Here is a 21,841-nt window from a genome sequence, read left to right as displayed (position 1 = left end):
CGGTGATACCTTCTCGGTCTTATGAAAAAGCCCTTGAACACCCCTGCCGATCGACCCGAAGACATCGTGGTCGATGAAAAAGCCCAGCTCGACTTCAGCCAGTCCATGAGCTACGGCGACTACCTGCATCTGGACGCCATTCTGGGCGCTCAACACCCGCTCTCGCCTGACCATAACGAAATGCTGTTCATCGTGCAGCACCAGACCAGCGAGTTGTGGATGAAACTCATGCTGCATGAACTGGGTGCCGCCATTCAATGCGTGGCCCACGATGAACTGGGTACCGCATTCAAAATGCTGGCCCGCGTGAGCAAGATCATGGAGCAGCTGGTGCATGCGTGGGACGTGCTGGCCACCATGACGCCACCCGAATACAGCGCCATTCGGCCCTACCTGGCCAATTCCAGCGGTTTTCAGAGTGCGCAGTACCGCTGCATCGAGTTTGCCCTAGGCAACAAGAATGCGGCCATGCTCAAACCCCATGCCCACCGGCCGGATCTGCTGGCCAGGGTACAGGCCGCCTATGAAGCCCCCTCGCTGTACGACGAAGCGCTGCGCCTGCTGGCACGCCGCGGTCTGGCCGTACCCGCCAGCCACACCACACGCGACTGGACACAGGGTTACCAAGCCAGTGAGGGGGTCGAACAAGCCTGGCTGCAGGTGTACCGCAACCCCAAACAACATTGGGATCTGTACCAGTTGGGTGAGGAACTCACTGATCTGGAAGACGCCTTTCGCCTCTGGCGCTTTCGCCATGTGACCACGGTGGAGCGTGTGATTGGCTTCAAACGGGGCACGGGTGGCACAGGAGGCGTGAGCTACTTGCGCAAGATGCTTGATGTCGTACTGTTCCCCGAGATCTGGACACTGCGCACCCAGCTCTGAAGGGGCTTTGGCCTGCGGTTCAGTCTTGCAGCAACTGGCGCAGCACAAACGGCAAAATGCCCCCTGCGCGGTAGTAATCCACTTCAATGGGCGTGTCGATCCGCAGCAAAACGGTGTGAGAACTCCGGCTGCCGTCGGTGCGGGTGATCACCAACTGGGCATCGCTTTGCGGGAGCAGGTTGGCGTCGGGGTGGATCTCCATGGTTTCGTCGCCCCGCAGCCCCAGGCTTTGCCAGCTGTCGCCGGGCTTGAACTGCAGCGGCAGCACCCCCATACCCACGAGATTGCTGCGGTGAATGCGCTCAAAGCTTTGCGCCACCACCGCCTTGATGCCCAGCAACTGCGTGCCCTTGGCGGCCCAGTCACGGCTGGACCCGGTGCCATATTCCTCGCCCGCCAACACCACGGTAGGTGTGCCTTGCGCCATGTAGCGCATGGCGGCGTCAAAAACAGGCAGCTTTTCAGCCAGGGGGCTGGCACCGGCCTCACCGCCTGACAGCTGGAACAGGGTCATCCCGCCCTCTTCCCGTGACCCATCGGCTGCGGGTGGAATCATGAGATTCTTGATGCGCACGTTCGCAAACGTGCCGCGCACCATCACCTCATGGTTGCCGCGGCGGGCACCGTAGCTGTTGAAGTCCGCCTTTTGCACGCCATGGGCCAACAACCACTGGCCGGCTGGCGAGCTTTCCTTGATGGCGCCAGCGGGCGAAATATGGTCGGTGGTGATGGAATCCCCAAACAGGGCCATGATGCGCGCGCCGGTGATTGATTTTGTATCATTTAGGCCTCTAGCGCCCGTGTACAGTGCGGGAGTAGCTACGTTATTCATAGCAAACGTTGCAAAGAACGGCGGCTCTGCAATGTAGGTACTCTTGGGCCAGGTGTAGGCCTTGCCCGCCACGCCCTTGATGTCTTCCCACAGCTTGCCCGGCTCGGACGCAATGCGGGCGTAGTTTTCCCGAAAAGCCTGGGCATTCATGGCGAACTTCATCAGGGCGTGGATTTCATCGCTGCTGGGCCAGATATCTTTCAGGTACACATCCCGGCCCCCGTGGCCCTGCCCCACGGGTTCGGTCATGAAGTCCCGCAGCATGGTGCCCGCAATGGCATACGCAACCACCAAGGGCGGGCTGGCCAAAAAATTGGCTTTCAGGCTGGGATGAATACGCGCCTCAAAGTTGCGGTTACCCGAGAGCACCGCGGCGCAGACCAAGTCGTTGGTGCTGATCAGTTCATTCAGTTCGGGCGTCAAGTCGCCCGCATTGCCAATGCAGGTGGTGCAGCCGTAACCCGCCAGCGCAAATCCGAGTTTTTCGAGGTAAGGCATCAAACCGGTTTGCGTCAAATACGCCGTCACGATGCGCGAGCCGGGTGCCAGCGAGGTCTTGATGTGCGGCTGGACCGTGAGCCCCGCCTCAACGGCCTTCCTGGCCAACAGCCCCGCTGCCAGCAGGACGCTGGGGTTGGACGTATTGGTGCAACTGGTGATGGCAGCAATCAGCACGTCGCCGTTGCCTACCGTCACACCCGTGGCTGTGTGCTGGGGCGCATTCGCCGTTGCCTTGCTCGCCTCCAGTGTGGAGCGGTTCAGCACCATCTCGGCCACGGCACGGGCTGCGCCCGGTGGCAGTGGCGGCGCGATCGGAGCCTCACTGCCATGAACGGCGCCCTGAATCGGATAACGCGTCAGCAGCTTGTGCGCGGGCTGGTTGAAGCCATTCTCGGCGCTGGAGCGGCTGAACAGCTTGGCAAACTGCTCGGCGACCTGCCCCAGTTCAATGCGGTCCTGCGGCCGTTTGGGGCCTGCCAGGCTGGGGGTCACATCGTCCAGATTCATGGCAACCACTTGGGAGTAGTCAACCTCTCCGCGCAAGGGCACACCAAACAGGCCTTGTGCCTTGAAATAAGCTTCAAAGGCCTGGACCTCGTCGTCCGTGCGGCCCGTGCCCTTGAAGTAGTCCATCGTTTTTTCGTCCACCGGAAAGAAGCCCATGGTCGCGCCGTATTCAGGCGCCATATTGGCAATGGTGGCCCGGTCGGGTAGCGCCAGGGTCCGCGTGCCCTCGCCAAAGAACTCCACAAACTTGCCCACCACTTTGTGGCGTCGCAGCATCTCGGTCACGGTCAGCACCAGGTCGGTCGCCGTCACCCCCTCGCGCAAGCGGCCGGTCAGCTCGAAACCCACCACATCAGGCGTCAACAGGTACACCGGTTGCCCCAACATGGCGGCTTCGGCCTCAATACCGCCCACGCCCCAGCCCACCACACCAATGCCATTGATCATGGTGGTGTGGCTGTCCGTGCCCACCAGCGTGTCGGGGTAATACAGGCCCGTCTTGTCCTGGTGAACACCACGGGCCAGGTATTCCAGGTTGACCTGGTGCACGATGCCAAACCCTGGCGGCACCACGCCAAAGGTGTCAAACGCCTGCATGCCCCACTTCATGAATTCATACCGTTCGCGGTTGCGCTGGAATTCCAGCTTCATGTTCAGGTCCAGCGAGTCTTTCTTTCCATAGTGGTCCACCATGATGGAGTGATCCACCACCAGGTCCACCGGCACCAGGGGTTCAATGCGGCGGGGGTCATAACCCAGACGCTGGGCCGTGCTGCGCATGGCGGCCAGGTCCGCCAGCAAGGGCACACCCGTGAAATCCTGTAGCACCACGCGCGACACGACAAACGGAATTTCGTCCGTGCGCAGGGCTTGCGGCAACCAGCCCGCCAACTGGGTCACGTGCCCGGTGGTCACCTTTTTGCCGTCGCAATGACGCAGTACTGACTCCAGCACGATGCGCAAGGAGACCGGCAGACGGCTGATGGTGGGGAACTGTTGGGCCAGCGCGGGCAAGGAATAGAACTGGCCCGTTTTGCCCGCAGCAATCTGGAAAGTCTGGAGGGTGGATGCAAAAGCGTGAGACATGGCAACTCCGTGGGGAATAGGGGTCCGTACATTTTGTCAACAAGAGTGTTCACTGCATTTACGTCACCTTGTTTGAGAATGCGTAAATTGTCGTCAGCGGATGCGCCGCAATATGTTGCCCAGCGCACGGACCGCGGTGAAATAGGCCGGTACCGTGAGTCCTGTTCGTTTACAAGGAGTGCTTCATGACCCATTTTCAAATCGCCGTTGTTGTTGGCAGTCTTCGCGCCGACTCTTTCAACCGCAAACTGGCCACCGCGATCGCCAAGCTGGCCCCGGCCGACTTTTCGTTCAAGCAAGCCGAGATCGGTGACCTGCCGCTTTACAACCAGGACGACGACACCGCGCCTGCTGACGCCGTCAAACGACTGAAAGCCGATATCGTGGCGTCGCAAGGCGTGCTGTTCGTCACCCCCGAATACAACCGTTCGATTCCCGGCGTCCTCAAGAATGCGATTGACCACGCCTCTCGCCCGTATGGCCAAAGCGTTTGGGCGGGCAAGCCGGCTGGCGTGCTGGGTGCGTCGGTCGGCGCCATTGGCACCTCCATGGCGCAGCAACATCTGCGCAACATGCTTGCTTATCTCGACATGCCGACACTGGGTCAGCCAGAAGCGTTCATCCACGCGAAAGACGGTTTGTTTGACGACGCAGGCAACATTGGTGTCGAGAGCAAAAAGTTCTTGCAGGCCTGGATGGATCACTATGTGGCCTGGGTGAAGAAGCATGCTGGCTGAAACAAGCGCCGCCAGGGAACGACATAAGGTGACCGGTGCGGACGTCCAGCCCGGTTTCGGGCCCCGGTTCATGGGCGCGCATCTTTTTGTAGGTAACGCCGTCTTCAATCAGAAGGACGAGGACCTCGGGTACATCAAGGAAGTGATGCTCGACCAATGCAATGGCCAAGTCAGCTTTGCGGTCTTGTCTTACGGCGAGTACTTTGGGATCGGCGAGAAACTCTTTGCCGTGCCTGCGGCCGCCTTGACGATTGACATTGAACACCAGCGGATTGTTCTGGATGATGACAAGTACAGCCTGAAAAACGCGCCCAACTTTGACAGCACAAAGTGGCCCAACATGGCCGATCCCCAGTGGGCACAAGGCATCCACGCCTACTACGGAACAAAAATGGACGTCGCCCATCCGCATCGCCAGGCCTCGCTTTGACCCCGTCAGTGAACAGGCCGCCCCTCGGACCCGACATGGATCCGAAAGCTGCACTGATTTTTATCATCAACGCGACGTCTGGCCATAACGACCCAACCGAAACACGCCAGGCCATCGAAGCGGCGCTGAAGACGGCAGGCCGACTCGCCGAGTTCTGGCCAGCACCACCCAATGAACTGGCCCGTGTGGCCCAGAAAGCCGCCACTATGGCCAAGTCCCGCCGCAGCGCCGTGATCGCTGTTGGCGGAGACGGCACGATCAACGCTGTGGCACAGGCCGCCCACCAGCAAGGATGCGCGATGGGCGTGGTGCCGCAAGGCACCTTCAATTACTTTGCCAGAGCGCATGGCCTGCCCAGTGGTGCCCATGAGGCCACGCAATCCCTGTTGGACAGCGGGCCGTTGCCGGTTCAGGTGGGCGTGATCAATGACAGGGTGTTTCTGGTCAATGCCAGCCTGGGGCTGTACCCTGACTTATTGGAAGACCGCGAGGCTTACAAAGCGCGCTTTGGACGCAGTAGGTTGGTGGCATTCATGTCCACGGTGATGACCCTGCTTGGCAAACACCGCCAGTTGAAATTGCGCATTGAACTCGGGGGCATCTCCCGGGACATTACGACTCCCACAGTTTTCGTCGGCAACAACCGGCTGCAACTGGAGCAAGTGGGGCTACCTGAGGCCCGCGCGCTGGACGAGGGCTGCATCGCAGCCGTCATGCTGCGGCCTATTGGCTCTCTCGCCATGCTCTGGCTGCTGCTACGCGGCTCGTTCGGGAAACTCGGGGAAGAAGACACGGTGGAAAGCTTCAAGTTTCACCGCATGGTGATCAAACCCAGGCAAGCGTGGCGCGGCCACAGGGTCAAAGTAGCCTACGACGGCGAAGTGAGCTGGATGTCGGCCCCGCTGGAATTTCGCGTGGCGCCGCAGCCCTTGTACCTCCTCAAACCGAAGGCGACGGACGTTAAACCAGAGGCGGATACAGTCGGGCCATGAGTGTCGTGCTGCAACTGTCGGATACACACTTTGGTACCGAACAGGCGCCGGTCATTGCTGCCCTGTTCGCGCTGACCCGGGCACAGCAACCTGAACTCGCCATCCTCTCGGGCGACATTACCCAACGGGCCCGTCCAGTGCAATTTCAGGCGGCACGGGCCTTCATGAACCGGCTGGGCGTTCCTTTTCTGGCCATTCCGGGCAACCACGACATCCCTCTTTTTGACCTGCCAGCCCGCCTCGGCAACCCTTACGGCCACTACACGGCAGCATTTGGCAGCGACCTCGAACCCATCCATTCATCCCGGGATTGGTTGGTGGTGTGCGTCAACACCACACGGTGGTATCGGCATAAAAACGGTGAAATTTCTTTATCCCAGATTGAGCGTGTTGCCCAGCAGCTGAGAAGCGCCAGCCCCGAACAACTGCGGGTTGTGGTGGTTCACCAGCCGGTTGCCGTGTTGCGCGCCGGGGAAGCGCACAACCTGTTGCGTGGTCACCGTGCCGCATTGACCCGCTGGGCAGCGGCTGGCGCCGACCTGGTCCTGGGCGGGCACATTCACCTACCCTACGTGCAGGCGATCCCATTTGCTGCCAGGCCCCTGTGGGCGGTACAGGCAGGTACGGCCGTTTCAAGCCGGGTGCGGGATGGGGTTCCAAACTCGGTCAACCTGCTGCGCTGGAAGGGTGATACCCCCGAGGGCCGATGCTTGATAGAACGCTGGGATTACGATGGTTCGGCACAATCTTTCTTATGCATGACCGTCAACGACATCCAACCCGGCCCAACAAACAGTGACTGTTGACGCCGCATTGCTCACGCGAGGCGCCCAGTGGGCAGGTCAGCACGCCTTGGCGCTGTACTTCTCCATTCTTGTCCTGCTGGTGGCGGGCGTCCCTGTCGTCCATCGGCTACTTCGGCCAAGCAGTTCAGCAGGCTCCGCAACCGTGATCAGGCCCTCGCTCCAAACCCGGGTGGTGCAAGGCGCCAGTGCATTCATCATGGGAGCGGGGATCTTTGTGAGCCTGGCCAGCCAGGTCGGCCCGAAGGGTCTCCTGGCCCGCATCGACCTGGTGTTCACAGACGCGGTCCGCGAGAGTGTTCCACTGCCGGCGGTTCAGGTGTTTACCGGCATCACGCATCTGGGAGATACCGCAACCCTGACGGCGTTGTGTCTTGCCATGGCCGTGCTGCTGGTTGCGGTTCGTCAGCGTGCGCTGGCGTTTGGCTGGGTGCTGGCGGTCGCGGGCAACGGCCTGCTGAACCAGACGCTGAAACACGCCTTCGGGCGCCTGCGGCCCTTGCACACCAATGGCGGTCTGGTCGAGCCGGGCTACAGCTTCCCCAGCGGCCACAGTTCGGGGGCGGTGGTGGCCTACGGCATGCTGGCGTATCTGGCACTTCGGCTGTTGCCGGCGCGCTGGCATGTGCCTGCCTTGTGTGCCGCCGTTGCGCTGGGTTTCAGCATTGGCGCGAGCCGGCTGTTCATGCGCGTTCATTTTGCAAGCGATGTACTGGCCGGCATGGCCTCGGGCACAGCATGGCTTGCGATCTGTATCACGGGCATGGAACTGATGCGCCGCCACAGACGGGGAGCAAGCTGACCTGGGCCTAGGTCTTTGAGGGTCTGCGGTAGAGCCACGGCACATCGAGCAGGCGTTCCCCCATCAGTTTCATGCTCGCGTCACGGCCCAAACGCACCAACCCTGTAGCGTGAAAAATCCGTCCATTTCGTATCGCCCGGGCTTGAACACGGGCGTTGCGCTGCCAGCGCCGGTGCGCGTAATGGCTCAAGGCGGCAGGCACGTCGGTCGCATGGTTAACGAGAGACTGCCCCAAACACGCGGCGTCCTCAATCGCCATGCCAGCCCCCTGCGCAAGGTAGGGCAACATCGGATGCGCGGCATCCCCCAACAATGCAATCCGGCCTTGCGCCTGCTCCCGGGCATGGCGCATGGGCGGACGAATGCTCAAGGCCCACAAACGCCACTGGGCAATGGCCTGAATCAGGTCCTGCAAGGGCGAGCAGGTGGCCGCCAGGTGACGCCTCAAATCGGACGCGTTGGCGTTGTGGTCCCAATTTTGGGGATCACCCGGTGTCTGTCCGTGCACGATGGCAACCACATTGAGCCACTCGCCCCCCCGCACCGGGTACTGCACCACATGCATCTGCGGCCCCAACCACGCTGTGATCTGATTTGAACGGAGCGGCTCTGGCAAGCTGGTCTGAGGCACCATGGCGCGGTAGGCCAGATGGCCGGTAGCCAGGGGCGCACCATCGTTGAGCAGCTGCTGGCGCACGCGGCTCCACAGGCCATCGGCGCCAATGAGCAAGTTACCAATCGCCTCGCAACCCCTGTCCGTGCGGACTGCCACAGACTTGTCCCGTTGCACGTACTGCTCCACGGTGTGGCCGACATGGAGTTGCACATCCCCATGCGCCTGCACGGCGGCCAGTAACAAGGCGTGGATATCCGCCCTGTGAATCGTGGCGTAGGGTGCCCCGTAGCGCGCCACGGCGTCAGCCCCCAGACGCAAAACGCCGAGCTCTGCGCCAGTCACGGCACTGCGAACCTGAAGACGCTCCGGGTACGCCGCCACGCCCACCAGCGCGCTCTGCAAACCCCAACCCTGCAACACGCCCACCACGTTGGGCCCCAGTTGAATACCGGCCCCCACTTCGGTAAATGCGGCAGCCCGTTCAAATAAATCAACCGAGACGCCCGAACGCACACAGGCCAGCGCACCAGCCAGGCCGCCAATACCACCACCAATCATCACAGCGCGAGTCGTCATGTCTGTCATTTTGCCAGCCCGGTCCCTGGCCATCGAGTCATGACGGGCTGTAAGGTGTGGCGTCGGCGGATGTCTACCGTGGTGCAGGGGCATTCCGTCTGAGGCCCGGCAAGGGTTCTCGCCTGCCGTTAAGCTCCATTTTTTTGGAGACCTCACCATGAAGCAAAAGACCGCGCAAGATTTTGATCAGGAACTGTTGATTTTGTTTGATGCCTACGTGCACGGCACGATCGACCGGCGCGGATTTCTCGAAGGTGCCCAGAAGTTTGCGGTAGCCGGCATGACGGCGGGCATGTTGCTGACAGCGCTCAGCCCCAAGTTCGCCCAGGCCCAGCAAGTGAGCCCCCAGGACAAACGGCTCAAAACCGAGATGCTTGAATTCTCATCCCCGAATGGGTCTGGCAAGGTCAAAGGCTATCTGGCACGGCCTGCCGGTGCCTCAGGCAAGCTGCCCGGCATCTTGGTAGTTCATGAAAACAGGGGACTCAACCCGCACATTGAAGACATCGCCCGACGCCTCGCGCTTGACGGCTACATGGCCTTTGCGCCTGATGCACTGACGCCGCTGGGCGGTTACCCCGGCGATGAGGACAAAGCGCGCGAGTTGTTTGCAAAACTTGACCAGCCCCGCACCCTGGAAGATTTTGTTGCGGCAGCGGGCTACCTCAAAACCCGTCCGGACTGCGACGGCAAGGTCGGAGTGGTCGGCTTTTGTTACGGCGGTGGCATGGCGCACACGCTCTCCACGCGTCTGCCCGAACTCAATGCTGCCGTGTCTTTTTACGGCAACCATCCACCGGAACAGGACGCGGCAAAAGTCAAAAGCCCCCTGCTCATTCATTTCGCCGGGGTTGACGAACGCATCAACGCCGCATGGCCCGCCTACGAGGCAGCGCTGAAAGCGGCTTCGGTTGCCTACACAGCCCACCAGTACCCTGGCACCCAGCACGGCTTCAACAACGACACCACTCCCCGTTTTGATGCGAGCAGCGCCAAACTCGCCTGGGAACGGACGATGTCGTTTTTTAATAAAACGTTGCGAACCTGACGGTTGAAGGCCGCTGGCATTGACATCGCGCAGCTTGTTGTTCGCTTCAAGGGCCCAATATCAAAGAAATGATTCCATTTTCCGTTCTCGACCTCTCCCCCATCACGCAAGGCAGCGATGCTGCCCAATCGTTTCGCAACACCCTTGACCTGGCCCAACATGCCGAACGCTGGGGCTTTCAGCGCTACTGGCTGGCCGAGCACCACGGGATGCCAGGCATTGCCAGCGCGGCGACGGCCGTGCTCATGGGGCATGTGGCGGGCGGTACCCGCAAGATTCGCGTCGGTGCGGGTGGCATCATGTTGCCCAACCATTCGCCGCTGGTCATTGCCGAGCAATTTGGCACGCTGGAGTCACTGTACCCAGGCCGAATCGACCTGGGGCTGGGTCGCGCGCCGGGGTCCGACCAGGTGACCGCACGCGCCATGCGGCGCAACCTGTCCTCTGACGCTGATGAATTTCCGCGTGATGTGCTGGAGTTGATGGACTATTTTTCCGCAGACTCCAAAAACCCGGTGCATGCGGTGCCGGGACGAGGCTTGGACATTCCCGTCTGGGTTCTGGGCTCCAGCCTCTTTGGCGCTCAGCTGGCCGCAGCCCTTGGCCTGCCTTACGCCTTTGCGTCCCACTTCGCGCCGCAGCAAATGATGCAAGCCATCGCCTTGTACCGGGCCAGCTTCCGCCCTTCGGCGCGGCTCGCCAAGCCCCATGTCATGCTGGGCTTCAATGTGTTTGCCGCCGACAGTGACGAAGAAGCTGCCTTTCGGGCCACGTCGATGCAGCAGGCCTTTGTCAACCTACGCAGCGGACGCCCGGCGCGTCTGCCGCCGCCCCTGGCGGACTACCCCAACCTGGTCGGGCCCGCGGAACGGGCCTTGCTGGACAGCGTGTTGGCCTGCTCCGCGGTTGGGGCCTCCAGCACGGTGCATGCAAGCATCAACGCATTCATTGAACGAACCGGTGCCGACGAATTGATGATCACCTCCCAGATCTTTGATCACTCGGCACGTCTGCGCTCTTATGAGATCACGTCCGGGCTCTTTGCCGGACAACCCGCTCTCAGTTTTTGAAAAGGAACGGCCATGACAGATTTACCCAAGCACACCGCGCAGCGCAGCATCTGGATGCGTGGCCTGCTCATGATTCTGATGGCCCTGGCTTACCAGTTGGCGAGCACCTTGCTGGTTTTTGTGGCCATCATCCAGTTTGTTTTGGCGGTCGTGAGTGACACGCCAAATCCGCGACTGATGGCGCTGGGCCGCAGCCTGGGCCGATACCAGGGACAGATAGCCGACTTTGTCAGCTTCTCATCTGAAGAACCGGCCTTTCCATTTGCCGAGTGGCCGTCGCCCTGAGATCACAAATCAAGGCAAGGGCTACAGCAGCAAGCGACCAAAATGCCGGGCAAAAGCCTGGGTCGTCTCTGCACTGAGACGCTGGCCAATAAAAATCTCGATCCCCCGCAACAACTTGCGCAACTCGGCCGGATTGTTGCAGCGGCCAATGGCCTCACAAATAGGCGCACCGGACGCCCCCAGACGGTCAAATACGAAGCGTGATGCGTCCTCACGCACCTCCAAAAACTTTTCTGGACTGGTGGCGGGACGGGGCATGTCCGAGGCTTCACTGGCGGCATAACCCGACGCCACGGGGGCCTGAAGTGGCGTCACATAGCCGGTCGAGTCGATGAGCCCCATGTGCTGCAAATACTGCAGCACCGGCTCAAGTTCACCCACTCGCACCAAAGCGCCCAAGTCATTAACTGTCTTTTTGCCGTCCACCACGATCAGAACGCGTCGCTGCAATGCGCTCAAAAGGCCGCTTCGGCCCGCCATCTCGGCCCTGCCTTTGTCGGTTTTGGCGAAAGTCGTTCCTGGGTTCATTGTCATGCGTCGGCAATGATCTCTGGCGAGTCAGTCTGTACCCGCGCCCATCCTAAAGTGCCTGTCCCAGCCGGGCAATGCCTTCTTCAATCTTGTCCACGCCCACGGTCGCAAAACTCAGGCGAAATGAAGACAGATCGGGATCATGGGCAAAAAACGGGGCGCCCGGGACAAAAGCGACCAGCTTGTCGATGGCACGTTTGGCGAACTCGGGCGCATCCATGCCCTTGCCGTGGGCACCCGTGAGCCTGGCCCAAAAGAACATGCCGCCCTGCGGCGCATTGAAGGCCACAGCGTCGCCCAGTTCACGGCGCAGCGACTCAGCCATGACCCGGGCACGCTCAGCGTAGGTTTTTCGCACCGCACCCAAGGCGGTGTCCAGACGATTGAGTGTGAGGTAATGGGCCGCGGTGGCCTGGGTCAGGTTACTGGTGTGGGCATCGCTGAACTGCTTGCACATGGTGGCATTGGCCAGGAGCGCAGGAGGCGCGATCATCCAGCCCACACGCAAACCAGGGCTCAAAATCTTGCTGAACGACCCGCAATGGGCCAGCCAGTCGCAGCTTCCAGGAATATCGTCGCTCAATGCCAGCATGCTGGGCGGCGGTGGGTTGTCAAAGTACAGTTCGCCATACGGATCATCCTCAACCACCAGCGTCCGGGTGCGCACGGCAATCTCCAGAATACGCTTGCGCCGTTCAAGGCTGAGTGTGGCCCCGCTGGGGTTACCGAAGGTGGGAATGAGGTACACGAGCTTGGGCTTGTGCTCTTCGATCAATTGCTCCAGCTTGTCCACATCCACGCCGTCCGCATCAATGGGCGCGCCGATGATGTGGGCGCCATACAGGCGGAAACACTGGATGGTGGCCAAAAACGTGGGCGCTTCAACGATGACTTTGTCTCCCGGGGAGATCATGGTCTTGCCAATCAAATCCAGGGCCTGCTGGCTGCCGGTGGTGACAATCAGGCCATCAGGCTTGACGGACGCACCCTTGTTGGCCATGAAGGTACTGATGCCTTCACGCAGAGGCTGGTAACCCTCGGTGGCGCCATATTGCAGCACCGGGCCGGGGTTGCTGGTCAAGACCGCATTGGCGGACTCCTTGATGCCCTGCACATCAAACAGGGCCGGGTCAGGAAAACCGCCCGCAAACGAAATGATGCCCGGTTTGCCAAGCAACTTGAAAAGTTCGCGGATGGCAGATGTCTCCACATTGTTCAGGCGATCAGCGAATTGCATGGATTTCCTTCATTTTTCGCCGCATATGACGATTAAGATTAAATTGGTAACAGTCCGCAATTATTATTCAGCCATATCACCAGCGCCCACTGGCGTACAAGCCCATGCCAGACATCTCCCATTTCTTCAAAACAGTCAGGCTTCCGGCCATGCCAGAGGTGGCTTATGCGCTCATCAAGTCCCTGAGCGCAGAAAATGTGTCGGCCGCCCGGGTAGGGGACCTGATCGCCAAAGACCCCGCCATCACGGCCACGCTGCTGCGCATGGCCAACAGTGCGCTGTTCGGGTTGTCGCAAAACGTCAGCTCACTGGACAACGCCATCAGCCTGATCGGCATGTCACAAATTCGCTCCCGGGCCCTCTCGGTCTGCCTGGCCAATGCATTTCCGGTGGCCCCCGGGATGGACCGCATTGCTTTCTGGCAAGGCAGCCTGGCGACTGCCGCCTACGCCCAGTGGTTGTGCGCCCACCTTGACATGGATCCCCAACAGGGCTGGCTGGCCGGTTTGATGCTGCGCCTGGGGGAGATGATCATCGCGCAGCGGGATCCGGCGCTGATAGACGGCATCGAGAAACTGCCCTGCGGCCCTGGCGAACGCTGGACGCGTGAACAGCACCTGGCAGGCTTCAGCGAAGGCCAGATCACGGCCGAGTTGGCCAGGCGCTGGGACTTCCCCACCGACATGGTGGAAGGGCTCGATTGCGCCACGGACCCGCTGGCAACCCAGCCTCTGAACCGGCTTGGCGCCGTCCTGCACCTGTCCAGCCAACTGGCCGACTTGCCTGACAGCGGCCCCGTTGTGCTGGATGGCCTGCCGGCTGACGTGTTGATGGCGCTGGCACTCAACACAGACTGGATGCTGGCCAACGTGCCCGACGTGAGCGCACTGATGGATGTTTCCTCCTTTTCCGGCTGATCCCTGCCCTCCTACGCATGAAACTAACGGCCATTGAAGGTTTTTTCGCCACCCTGAAGGCAGCCAATCCACAACCCCAGACCGAACTTGAATACACCTCGGTTTTTGAATTGCTCGCAGCCGTTTTATTATCAGCCCAGGCAACGGATGTGGGCGTCAACAAGGCCACGCGACGACTTTTTCCTGTGGCTAACACACCGCAAAAAATTCTCGCCATCGGCCTCGAAGGCCTGGAAAACCACATCAAGACCATTGGCCTGTTTCGCTCCAAAGCCAGGCACCTGATGCAGACCTGCCGGATGTTGGTTGAGCAGCACGGTGGCGTCGTGCCCCGCACACGCGAAGCCCTGGAAGCCCTGCCAGGCGTCGGTCGCAAGACCGCCAATGTGGTGCTGAACGTCGCTTTTGGGGAGCCCACCATGGCCGTGGACACCCATCTTTTCCGGCTGGGTAACCGCACCGGCCTGGCGCCGGGCAAGACGCCCTACGAGGTGGAGATGAAGCTCCTCAAGCGCATTCCTGCGGCCTACCTGGTTGATGCCCATCACTGGCTGATCCTGCATGGCCGCTATGTGTGTCAGGCACGCAAGCCCTTGTGCTGGCAATGCAGCGTCAGCGCCTATTGCGACTTCGAAAGCAAGACGCCGAACCCCACTGGCCAGCCCGCCAGAACCGGCAAGCCACTTTGATTCTGATGGACCCGCGTACCGTCATCATGCTCGCCGGGGCCATGAGCGGCCTGATGGCCGTGGTGCTGTTTGGACTCAAGCGCAATTTCCCGACATCGATCAAAGGCCTGGGCGAGTGGTCAGCGGCTTTGCTGATCTTGTTTGCGAGCGGTGTGCTGGTGTCCGCGCGGGGCTTTTTGCCCAACTTTGTTTCGATTTCGGTGTCGAGTATTCTGTTGTGGAGCGGGCTGTGTCTGGGGTACTTTGGCACGCAGCGCTTTTTTGACATCAAACCGGCCCCGGGGCCCTGGATCGCCTTGATCACGATCGTGCTGCTGGTTCAGGTGTGGTTCACCCTGTTCACCCCCAATTACCACGCGCGCATGGTGTTGACAACATCAACCACAGCCCTGCTGACCGCCGTGCATGCGTATCTGGTGCTTAAACAAGGCGCGTTTACCTATGCCCGCGTGATGGTCATCTGGGTGCTGTCTTTTCTGTCGGTCACACAGGTCATGCGCCTGGTGACCTCGTTCATGTACCCCCTGGCCAGCAATGCCGAGTTTTTTGACAAATCGGTCTTCCAGTTGATCTACATCACCAGTTTTGCCCTCTGCATTTTGTTGTTTTCGATTGGCGTGGTGTTGATGGCCACCGAACGCCTGCGCACCGAGCTGGAGCATCTGGTCACGCATGACGCTCTGACCAACGCCTTGACACGGCGCAGGATGAACGATGCTTGCGACCGCGAACTCGAACGCTGCCGCCGCTACGGCCACCGCATGGCGCTGCTGATGATGGACCTGGACCATTTCAAGGCCATCAATGACACTTATGGCCACCAGGCGGGTGACCGGGTGCTGGTGAGCTTTGTCTCCAAGGTCAATACCCTGTTGCGAAGCGCCGACCTGCTGGGGCGTTTCGGGGGCGAAGAATTCATTGTCATCCTGCCCGAAACCACGATGGAGGAAGCCATTGCGGTTGCCCAGCGCATTCTTGAAATCAGCCCCCTGGCCGACCAGGCCCCGTCTTGCACCGTGAGCATCGGCATCACCACCAACCACAAGGACAGCGACAACGCGGACACCTTGCTGGCGCGGGCGGACAGCGCCATGTACCGTGCCAAGGCGCGTGGCCGCAACCGGGTGGAGACGGGCTGAGCCGCTTGCTACCGCAGCAGCTCACACCAGCCGCCAAAAGCGGGCGCCTGCTGCGGCCAATCGGCGGCCTGAGTCACTGCACGCACGCCCCTTGAGAGCAAACCGGCGGCGCGAATCACACCGGCATGGGTGATCCACACCGCGTTCTGCCCCAGGCGCTGCGACTCATCCCACGCAGCCCCCACGCGCCGCATGACGTCAGCCACACTCTCCCGTCCGCCAAACCGGTGCTGGCCAAAATCCGCGGTCCATCGGTCATAGTCGACCTGGGGGATGGCGTCCCAGCGCTGCTGCTCCCAGCAGCCAAAATCCATCTCGACCAGCCTCGCATCGGTTTTACAGACCAAATCAGACCGCAGCCCTTGCAGGACGTGCGCAAGGCGCTCACATCTTTGTAGCGGAGACGTCGCCATGCACAAGCCCTGCGGCAAGAGGCCAGCCAGGGTTTGGGCGGCCTGCAGCGTGGCGGCCTCGTCGGCCGGCACATCGGTCGCCCCGTAACACAGGCCCGGGGCGATCAGCGGTTGTGCATGGCGCACGAGCCAGAGCTTCATGCGGGCGATCTCACAAGCTGAGGGCCAGACCCAGGTAAAAAGCGATCTCGCACACCTGCTGGGTGGTGCCCAGGCAGTCCCCGGTGAAGCCCTGCAAACGCTGCCAGAACCAACGCCACATGGCGATGAATACCATGCCCGAGAGCGCCAACGCCGTCAGCAACGACTGCAACAACGCCTGCGGACTCCGGTCAATTGCTATGAAATGAATAGCTACCTGCGCACATATCACGGCGGCTAGTGCCATAAAACACCATAAAAAAGCCGTCCCCAGGCTCCACCCGCTGATCTGGTCCGCCAACGGCTTGGACTTGGACCCCGCCGCGTCACCCACATGCGGCATCAACCGAATCAGCAGCAGCGGCCAGGTGCGCGACACCACATGCGCCAAAAACAGCGCCGTGCACAGCACCGCGGGACTCACCGAGCCCAGCAACGCCAGCAAAGACACTTTGGACAGCAGCGCCAGCACCACGGCAATGGCGCCAAAAGCCCCCACGCGCGAGTCCTTCATGATGATCAGCGCACGGTCACGGTCCAGCGTGCCGCCCAGTCCGTCAGCCACATCGGCCAGGCCGTCTTCATGAAAAGCGCCGGTGATCAGCACTCCCAGCGCGGTGCCCAGCACGGCCGCCACCAGCGGCGAAAACACACTGTTCACCAGCGCCGCCATCAAGACCGCCGTGAATGCGGCGATGAGCCCGCCCACCAGCCAACCCACCCCCGGAAAATGCCCGGCGCTCATGCGGAGCAGGGCCGGACTGAACCCAACCCAGTCCGCCAGCCGCCCGGTGACCGGGATGCGCGTGAAAAACTGCAGGGCCAGCAGGTAGTGGCGGGCAAACTGGCGCATCATCAGGCCGCGCTGGTCTCGGAGGCCGATTTTTCAGACACGCCTGCCGACTCAAAACTGGCCATCTCGCGCAGGATGGCGCAGGCCGACTGCAGCAGCGGCCAGGCCAGCGCACCGCCCGAGCCTTCGCCCAGACGCAGCCCCAGGTCCAACAGCGCCTGCACGCCCAGGTGCTGCAACATGAACTCATGCCCGCGCTCGCCCGAGCGGTGCGCAAACACACAAGCCTGCAGCACCAGCGGCTGCAAGGCATGCGCCACCAGCACGGCCGAGGTGGCGATGAAGCCGTCCACCACCACCACGCGGCGTTCCTGCGCGGCCTGCAGCACGGCCCCCACCATGGTGGCAATCTCGAATCCACCCAGAGCGGCGAGTGCGTCCAAAGGTGCGGTGGCCGTGGCGTGTCGGGCCAACACCTCGCGCAGAACAGCGGTCTTGCGTTGCACCGCAGGCGCGTCCAGCCCGGTGCCCGCGCCGGTACAGACCTCAATGTTCAGCCCGGCCAGCCGCGCCAGCAAGAGCGAGGCGGCCGAGGTGTTGCCAATACCCATTTCACCCAGCAACAAGGCATTGCCGGGCAGGCTCTTGACGATGTCCTGCCCGTTTTGCAGCGCCTGCTGGCATTGCTGCGCGGTCATGGCGGGCTGCACGGAGGAGTCAGCCGTGCCCTGCTCCCCCCCCGCCACCTTGCGTACCAATAAATGGGGGCGCTGCGTACCGGCAGGCAGCCCGGCCAGAAAGTCGTGGTTCACACCGCAATCCACAACCGTGAGGCTGATGCCGTTCTGGCGCGCCAGCACGCTCACCGCGGCGCCACCGGCCAGAAAGTTCTCCACCATCTGCCAGCTCACATCGCTCGGAAAGGCGGAGATGCCGCGGGCGGTCAGGCCGTGGTCACCGGCAAAAACGACCAGCTGCGGGTCCAGCAGCGCGGGCGACTCGGTCCCCAGAATCTCGCCCAACTGCAAGGCCAGCACTTCCAGGCGGCCCAGGGAGCCCTGGGGCTTGGTCTTGTTGTCCAGCTTGTGTTGCAGTGCGGCGGTCAGGGCGGAGGTGCGGATGTCGGCCAATGTGGGCAAGGTGGTGTGCATGGTGAAACTCCGGTGAAGAAATATGGGAACGGCGAGTGAAAGGAATGTCAGTGGAGCGCGATCAGGCCATCAAGGCGTTCAGCACGCCCGGCTCGAAATGTTGTTCGATGTAATCGGCGAGCCCGTCAAACACCGCGTCGAGCGTGGGCACGGGCCCGGCCAGGCTCGCGCCAAACAGCGCCTGCAAGGCAGCAGCGTCTTCCAACAGGCCATGCAGGTACAGGCCCAGCACGTTGCCGGCGCCGTTTTGCCAGCCCAGGCCACCGGGCAACACCACTCGGGCTACGTCGCCTGCGGCGGCCATGGCGGGATGCTGCTGCGTCTGGCCATGGTGAATTTCGTAGCCGGCCACGGGCACACCCGCCAGGGTGGACCAGGGACCGGTCATGTCCACACCGAAGCGCGTTTGCGTGTGCCGCACCGTCTTGTCGGGGTCAAACACGGTCACCAGCGGCAACAGGCCCAGGCCGGGGGCGTTGCCGTCAATGCCATGCGTGTCAATCAGCGCCTCGCCCAGCATCTGCAGGCCGCCGCAAATGCCCAGCACCGCCCCGCCCTGCCCCGCGTGGCGGGCAATGGCCCCGTCCAGCCCCTGCTGGCGCAGCCAGGCCAGGTCGCCGCTGGTGTGCTTGGAGCCGGGCAGGATGACCCAGTCGGTCGGCGCCAGGCCAGCGAGTTCCGACGGGCTGCGCACCCACTGCAGGCGCACGCCGGGCACGTTTTTGAGCGGCTGGAATTCATCGAGGTTGCTGATGCGCGGGTAGGCGATGACGGCCACCGTCCGGGTGACCGCCCCGGCGGCGGTGCTGCGGTCGTCAAACACACCGTCTTCTTCGGGCAGGCCGTGCTGCCACCACATCGGCAGCGTAGCCACGGTGGGCACACCGGTGAGGTCTTGCAACATGTGGGGCGCGGGGGCCAGCAGACTGGCGTCACCGCGAAACTTGTTCAAGACAAAGCCCTTGATCAAGGCGCGCTCGTCTTCGGGCAACAGGGCCCAGGTGCCGTACAGGTGCGCAAAGGCACCGCCGCGGTCAATGTCGGTCACCAGCAGGCAGGCCGCGTTGGCGTGCCGGGCCACACGCATGTTGACGATGTCGCTGTTGTGCAGGTTGATCTCGGCAGGAGAACCCGCGCCTTCGATCACCACCACATCGTTCTCGGCACGCAAATCGTCCAGCGCCTGCGCAATCACCGGCCACACGTGCACGCTGCGCCCGCGCCACGGCATGGCGGTGAGTTCATCACTGACCTGCCCCATCAGCACCACCTGGCTGTGGGTGTCGCGCTCGGGCTTGAGCAAGAGCGGGTTCATGCGCACGTCGGGCACCGCGCGGGCCGCCAGCGACTGAAAGTACTGGGCGCTGCCAATTTCGCCCTGGCCGTTTTCAGAGGCAACAACGCGGGCGTTGTTGCTCATGTTTTGCGCCTTGAAGGGCGCCACTTTCAAGCCCTGGCGGGCGTAATAACGGCACAGGGCGGTGGTGAGCCAGCTTTTGCCGGCGCCGCTGGTGGTGCCGAGCACCATGATGCATTTGGCCGTCACAGGCGTTCTCCAGACTGAGGGGGATCAAGGTGTTCGAGGGCTGTTTTCAAGGCATCCTGCGCCTGCGGCGACAAGACCCCCAGACGCAAATGGCCAGGCAGACCCAGGGAGGTGGCATCGCGCAGTTTGATGCCCGCCGCACGCAGGGCATCCAGATCAAGCGCCTGGTCGGGCTTGGCGCAGAAATAATTGGCGTCGCTGGGCAGGCAGCGCCAGCCCAGCGTTTGCAGCAGGTCGATCTGGCGGGCCTTCCACAACGCGAGCGTTTGCAGGCTGTCCGCCAGCCAGGTCTGGGTTGGGGGTTTGACCCAGGCCTGCAGCATGGCCACGGCATGAGCGCCCAGCGGCCATGAAGCACACAGGGCGTTGAGAGCGGCAACGGCCACTTCAGCCCCCAGCGGCGCAATCGCATAGGCACCGCGCACACCGGTCAGGCCCAACGCTTTGTTGGGCGTCCACAGTTGCCAGACTTGGTCGATCTGCCGTAGCGGGAGACTCACCACGCCACTCAGGCGCAAAGGAACGTAGGCGCAGTCCAGCACCACCGGCGCACGGTTAGGGATGTTCAGGCCCATCATGCGGGCCAGCGCCTCACCGGCTGAATCGCCGCGCGTCAACCAGGCCGGCCATGAAGTGTGCGCGCCTCCCAGCGGGCTGGAGGGCTCACAGGCCCAGACCAGTTGCGCATCGTCCGGGCTGCTGGCCGTGCCCAGCCCGCAAGCCTGCGCAGCATGGGCGTAATCGCCATAACGGTGCGGCGGCAGGCTGACCCGGGCGGTGCCGGGGGCTGGCTGGTGCTTTGCCACCCAGCCCGTCATGCGAAAAATGAACTCGCTGGCACTGCCAGCCAACACCACGCGCCACAAGTCCACCGCATGAAAAGCCGCCAACTCAGCCCGCAGGGCCGCGTAGCTGGCATCCGGGTAGCGGGTGGCGTCGGCGTTTTGGACGGCCAGCAAGGCACTGGGGCACGGACCGCAGGCGTTGCTGTTGGTCGAGAAGTCAAAACGCGCAGCACCGAGGGCGTCCGGACCGCCGTGCACGCGTGGCGTGGTGGCGACCGCAGGGCTTGAGTGGGTCGGATCGCTCATGGGGCAGGCGTCGCAACCAGGGTAAACAACGCTATATAAATCATAGCTATCTGCGCAATCAACACAAGGGCCAGGAGTGCTTTTGAGGCATAAATGTGAGCCTGGCGGGTGTCTTGGGTCAGGGGCAGGCGGCCCGCTTCGTTCAGCACATACACACCGGGCTTCCGCAGGCTCACATTGAGCGCCAGCGCCATCGCCGCCATGGGCCAGCCGCTGTTGGGCGATGGGGTGCGTCGGGCCTCGGTCAAGAGCCGCCGCCAGGGCACACGCCCGGAAACCAGCGCAATCAGCACTGCGGTGATGCGTGCAGGCACCCAGCTGAGCACGTCGTCGGCCACGGCGGCCCACTTGCCGGCCCACTCCCAGTTGTGCCCCTTGTAGAGGCCGCGGTAACCCCACATGGCGTCCGCCGTATTGGCAAAGCGGTACAGCGCCGCACCGGGCAACCCCAGCAGCATGAACCAGAAAATGGGGGCGACGACCGAGTCGTTGAAGTTCTCGGCCAGCGACTCGATGGCGCTTTCGCGCACACCGGACTCACTCAACGCCGACACATCGCGGCTGACCAGCCAACTCAGGTGCTCGCGCCCGGCCGCCAGTGACCCTCCGTGCTCGGGGTTCAGCGCGTGCTCCACGGCCAGCACTTCGCGCTTGAGCATGGCCCAGGCCAGCATGGGTTTGAGTAGCAGCCCCAGCAGCAAGGCGGCCAGCGCGCCACCCGTGACGGGGCCGAGGACGTCCGGCAGGCGCAAGACCCCGTCTTCCAGCCCCCAAGACACTATCAAAACAATAGCTGCTCCCGCACACCAAATCAGGGCCCCAAGCCCAAAAGCCTTGAAATCTGGCGTGGCAGGGTGTTGCCCGGCCAAACGCTGCAATTTTTTGCCCGCCCAGCCCAGGTAGTTCCCCATCCACACCACCGGATGCCAACGCACAGGCGGCTCGCCCAACCAGCGGTCGGCGGCCAGCGCCATCAGCAGGGCCGTCATGGAGATGAGGGAGATGACCACGGCGAGTCCTTAT

General features: G+C 62.2%; 22 protein-coding genes. 12 read left to right on the top strand and 10 right to left on the bottom strand.

All coding sequences use genetic code 11. The annotated features are described in order from the left end of the window. Window positions 1–21: 21 nt before the first annotated feature. Window positions 22–885: a tryptophan 2,3-dioxygenase gene (gene kynA / locus AC097N_RS17665; RefSeq protein ID WP_479583375.1), complete on the top strand. Its 864-nt coding sequence runs from the start codon at window positions 22–24 to the stop codon at window positions 883–885. Between the two features lie 19 nt (window positions 886–904). Here kynA and AC097N_RS17660 read toward each other — a convergent pair whose 3' ends face one another. Continuing rightward, on the bottom strand, window positions 905–3,811 hold the full coding sequence (locus AC097N_RS17660) for an aconitate hydratase (RefSeq protein WP_479583374.1): 2,907 nt from the start codon (window positions 3,809–3,811) through the stop codon (window positions 905–907). A 185-nt stretch (window positions 3,812–3,996) separates the two neighbouring features. Between AC097N_RS17660 and AC097N_RS17655 the strand changes: the two genes are divergently transcribed. From AC097N_RS17655 to AC097N_RS17635, 5 genes are read left to right on the top strand one after another with little or no spacing between them, the layout of a single operon-like run. After that, window positions 3,997–4,548 (top strand): NADPH-dependent FMN reductase, encoded by a 552-nt coding sequence (locus AC097N_RS17655; protein ID WP_479583373.1) that lies wholly within the window; start codon window positions 3,997–3,999, stop codon window positions 4,546–4,548. After that, window positions 4,538–4,978: a PRC-barrel domain-containing protein gene (locus AC097N_RS17650; RefSeq protein WP_479583372.1), complete on the top strand. Its 441-nt coding sequence runs from the start codon at window positions 4,538–4,540 to the stop codon at window positions 4,976–4,978. The genes AC097N_RS17655 and AC097N_RS17650 overlap by 11 nt, the downstream gene beginning before the upstream one ends. A gap of 35 nt (window positions 4,979–5,013) precedes the next feature. Continuing rightward, on the top strand, window positions 5,014–5,970 hold the full coding sequence (locus AC097N_RS17645; protein ID WP_479583371.1) for a diacylglycerol/lipid kinase family protein: 957 nt from the start codon (window positions 5,014–5,016) through the stop codon (window positions 5,968–5,970). Continuing rightward, entirely contained in the window at window positions 5,967–6,776 is an 810-nt protein-coding gene (locus tag AC097N_RS17640; RefSeq protein WP_479583370.1) for a metallophosphoesterase family protein, read from the top strand. Before AC097N_RS17645 ends, AC097N_RS17640 begins: the two co-directional genes overlap by 4 nt. Then, window positions 6,766–7,575 (top strand): phosphatase PAP2 family protein, encoded by an 810-nt coding sequence (locus AC097N_RS17635; RefSeq protein WP_479583369.1) that lies wholly within the window; start codon window positions 6,766–6,768, stop codon window positions 7,573–7,575. The genes AC097N_RS17640 and AC097N_RS17635 overlap by 11 nt, the downstream gene beginning before the upstream one ends. A gap of 7 nt (window positions 7,576–7,582) precedes the next feature. Here the strand turns inward: AC097N_RS17635 and AC097N_RS17630 are convergent, their stop codons facing one another. Then, on the bottom strand, window positions 7,583–8,767 hold the full coding sequence (locus tag AC097N_RS17630) for an FAD-dependent monooxygenase (protein WP_479583368.1): 1,185 nt from the start codon (window positions 8,765–8,767) through the stop codon (window positions 7,583–7,585). A 157-nt stretch (window positions 8,768–8,924) separates the two neighbouring features. On the opposite strand from AC097N_RS17630, the gene AC097N_RS17625 reads away from it, so the two are divergent. The 3 genes from AC097N_RS17625 (at window position 8,925) to AC097N_RS17615 (ending at window position 11,170) form a co-directional block, all read left to right on the top strand. Beyond that, window positions 8,925–9,815 (top strand): dienelactone hydrolase family protein, encoded by an 891-nt coding sequence (locus AC097N_RS17625; protein ID WP_479583367.1) that lies wholly within the window; start codon window positions 8,925–8,927, stop codon window positions 9,813–9,815. Between the two features lie 68 nt (window positions 9,816–9,883). After that, window positions 9,884–10,885 (top strand): LLM class flavin-dependent oxidoreductase, encoded by a 1,002-nt coding sequence (locus tag AC097N_RS17620; RefSeq protein WP_479583366.1) that lies wholly within the window; start codon window positions 9,884–9,886, stop codon window positions 10,883–10,885. Between the two features lie 12 nt (window positions 10,886–10,897). Next, window positions 10,898–11,170, top strand: coding sequence for a DUF4389 domain-containing protein (locus AC097N_RS17615; protein ID WP_479583365.1), 273 nt, complete (start codon window positions 10,898–10,900; stop codon window positions 11,168–11,170). A 21-nt stretch (window positions 11,171–11,191) separates the two neighbouring features. On the opposite strand, the gene AC097N_RS17610 is transcribed toward AC097N_RS17615, so the two are convergent. After that, window positions 11,192–11,698 (bottom strand): hypothetical protein, encoded by a 507-nt coding sequence (locus AC097N_RS17610; protein ID WP_479583364.1) that lies wholly within the window; start codon window positions 11,696–11,698, stop codon window positions 11,192–11,194. 52 nt (window positions 11,699–11,750) lie between these two features. Further along, window positions 11,751–12,938 (bottom strand): aminotransferase-like domain-containing protein, encoded by a 1,188-nt coding sequence (locus AC097N_RS17605; RefSeq protein WP_479583363.1) that lies wholly within the window; start codon window positions 12,936–12,938, stop codon window positions 11,751–11,753. A 104-nt stretch (window positions 12,939–13,042) separates the two neighbouring features. Here AC097N_RS17605 and AC097N_RS17600 point away from each other — a divergent pair, with 104 nt between their 5' ends. Genes AC097N_RS17600 through AC097N_RS17590 form a run of 3 tightly spaced genes read left to right on the top strand, consistent with a single transcriptional unit; the run spans window position 13,043 to window position 15,683 of the window. Beyond that, entirely contained in the window at window positions 13,043–13,855 is an 813-nt protein-coding gene (locus AC097N_RS17600) for an HDOD domain-containing protein (protein WP_479583362.1), read from the top strand. Between the two features lie 17 nt (window positions 13,856–13,872). Then, on the top strand, window positions 13,873–14,544 hold the full coding sequence (gene nth / locus AC097N_RS17595; RefSeq protein ID WP_479583361.1) for an endonuclease III: 672 nt from the start codon (window positions 13,873–13,875) through the stop codon (window positions 14,542–14,544). Between the two features lie 5 nt (window positions 14,545–14,549). Next, window positions 14,550–15,683, top strand: a complete 1,134-nt coding sequence (locus tag AC097N_RS17590) for a GGDEF domain-containing protein (RefSeq protein WP_479583360.1) — start codon at window positions 14,550–14,552, stop codon at window positions 15,681–15,683. An 8-nt stretch (window positions 15,684–15,691) separates the two neighbouring features. Here AC097N_RS17590 and AC097N_RS17585 read toward each other — a convergent pair whose 3' ends face one another. The 6 genes from AC097N_RS17585 to cbiB all read right to left on the bottom strand — a co-directional run bounded on the left by AC097N_RS17585 (window position 15,692) and on the right by cbiB (window position 21,807). Beyond that, a complete protein-coding gene (locus tag AC097N_RS17585) occupies window positions 15,692–16,237 on the bottom strand; it encodes a histidine phosphatase family protein (RefSeq protein WP_479583359.1) in 546 nt (181 codons plus the stop codon). 10 nt (window positions 16,238–16,247) lie between these two features. Then, window positions 16,248–17,090 carry an adenosylcobinamide-GDP ribazoletransferase gene (locus AC097N_RS17580; protein ID WP_479583422.1) on the bottom strand — a complete coding sequence of 281 codons (843 nt, stop codon included), beginning with the start codon at window positions 17,088–17,090 and terminating at the stop codon, window positions 16,248–16,250. Window positions 17,091–17,092: 2 nt separating this feature from the next. Further along, entirely contained in the window at window positions 17,093–18,181 is a 1,089-nt protein-coding gene (cobT, locus tag AC097N_RS17575) for a nicotinate-nucleotide--dimethylbenzimidazole phosphoribosyltransferase (RefSeq protein ID WP_479583358.1), read from the bottom strand. Between the two features lie 61 nt (window positions 18,182–18,242). After that, on the bottom strand, window positions 18,243–19,727 hold the full coding sequence (locus tag AC097N_RS17570; RefSeq protein WP_479583357.1) for a cobyric acid synthase: 1,485 nt from the start codon (window positions 19,725–19,727) through the stop codon (window positions 18,243–18,245). Further along, window positions 19,724–20,818 (bottom strand): aminotransferase class I/II-fold pyridoxal phosphate-dependent enzyme, encoded by a 1,095-nt coding sequence (locus tag AC097N_RS17565; RefSeq protein ID WP_479583356.1) that lies wholly within the window; start codon window positions 20,816–20,818, stop codon window positions 19,724–19,726. Before AC097N_RS17565 ends, AC097N_RS17570 begins: the two co-directional genes overlap by 4 nt. Next, window positions 20,815–21,807 carry an adenosylcobinamide-phosphate synthase CbiB gene (gene cbiB / locus AC097N_RS17560; protein ID WP_479583421.1) on the bottom strand — a complete coding sequence of 331 codons (993 nt, stop codon included), beginning with the start codon at window positions 21,805–21,807 and terminating at the stop codon, window positions 20,815–20,817. The genes AC097N_RS17565 and cbiB overlap by 4 nt, the downstream gene beginning before the upstream one ends. Window positions 21,808–21,841 lie beyond the last annotated feature (34 nt).

Source organism: Rhodoferax sp. LS1R11 (assembly GCF_056521395.1).
This window is presented reverse-complemented; position numbering and strand designations above follow the sequence as displayed.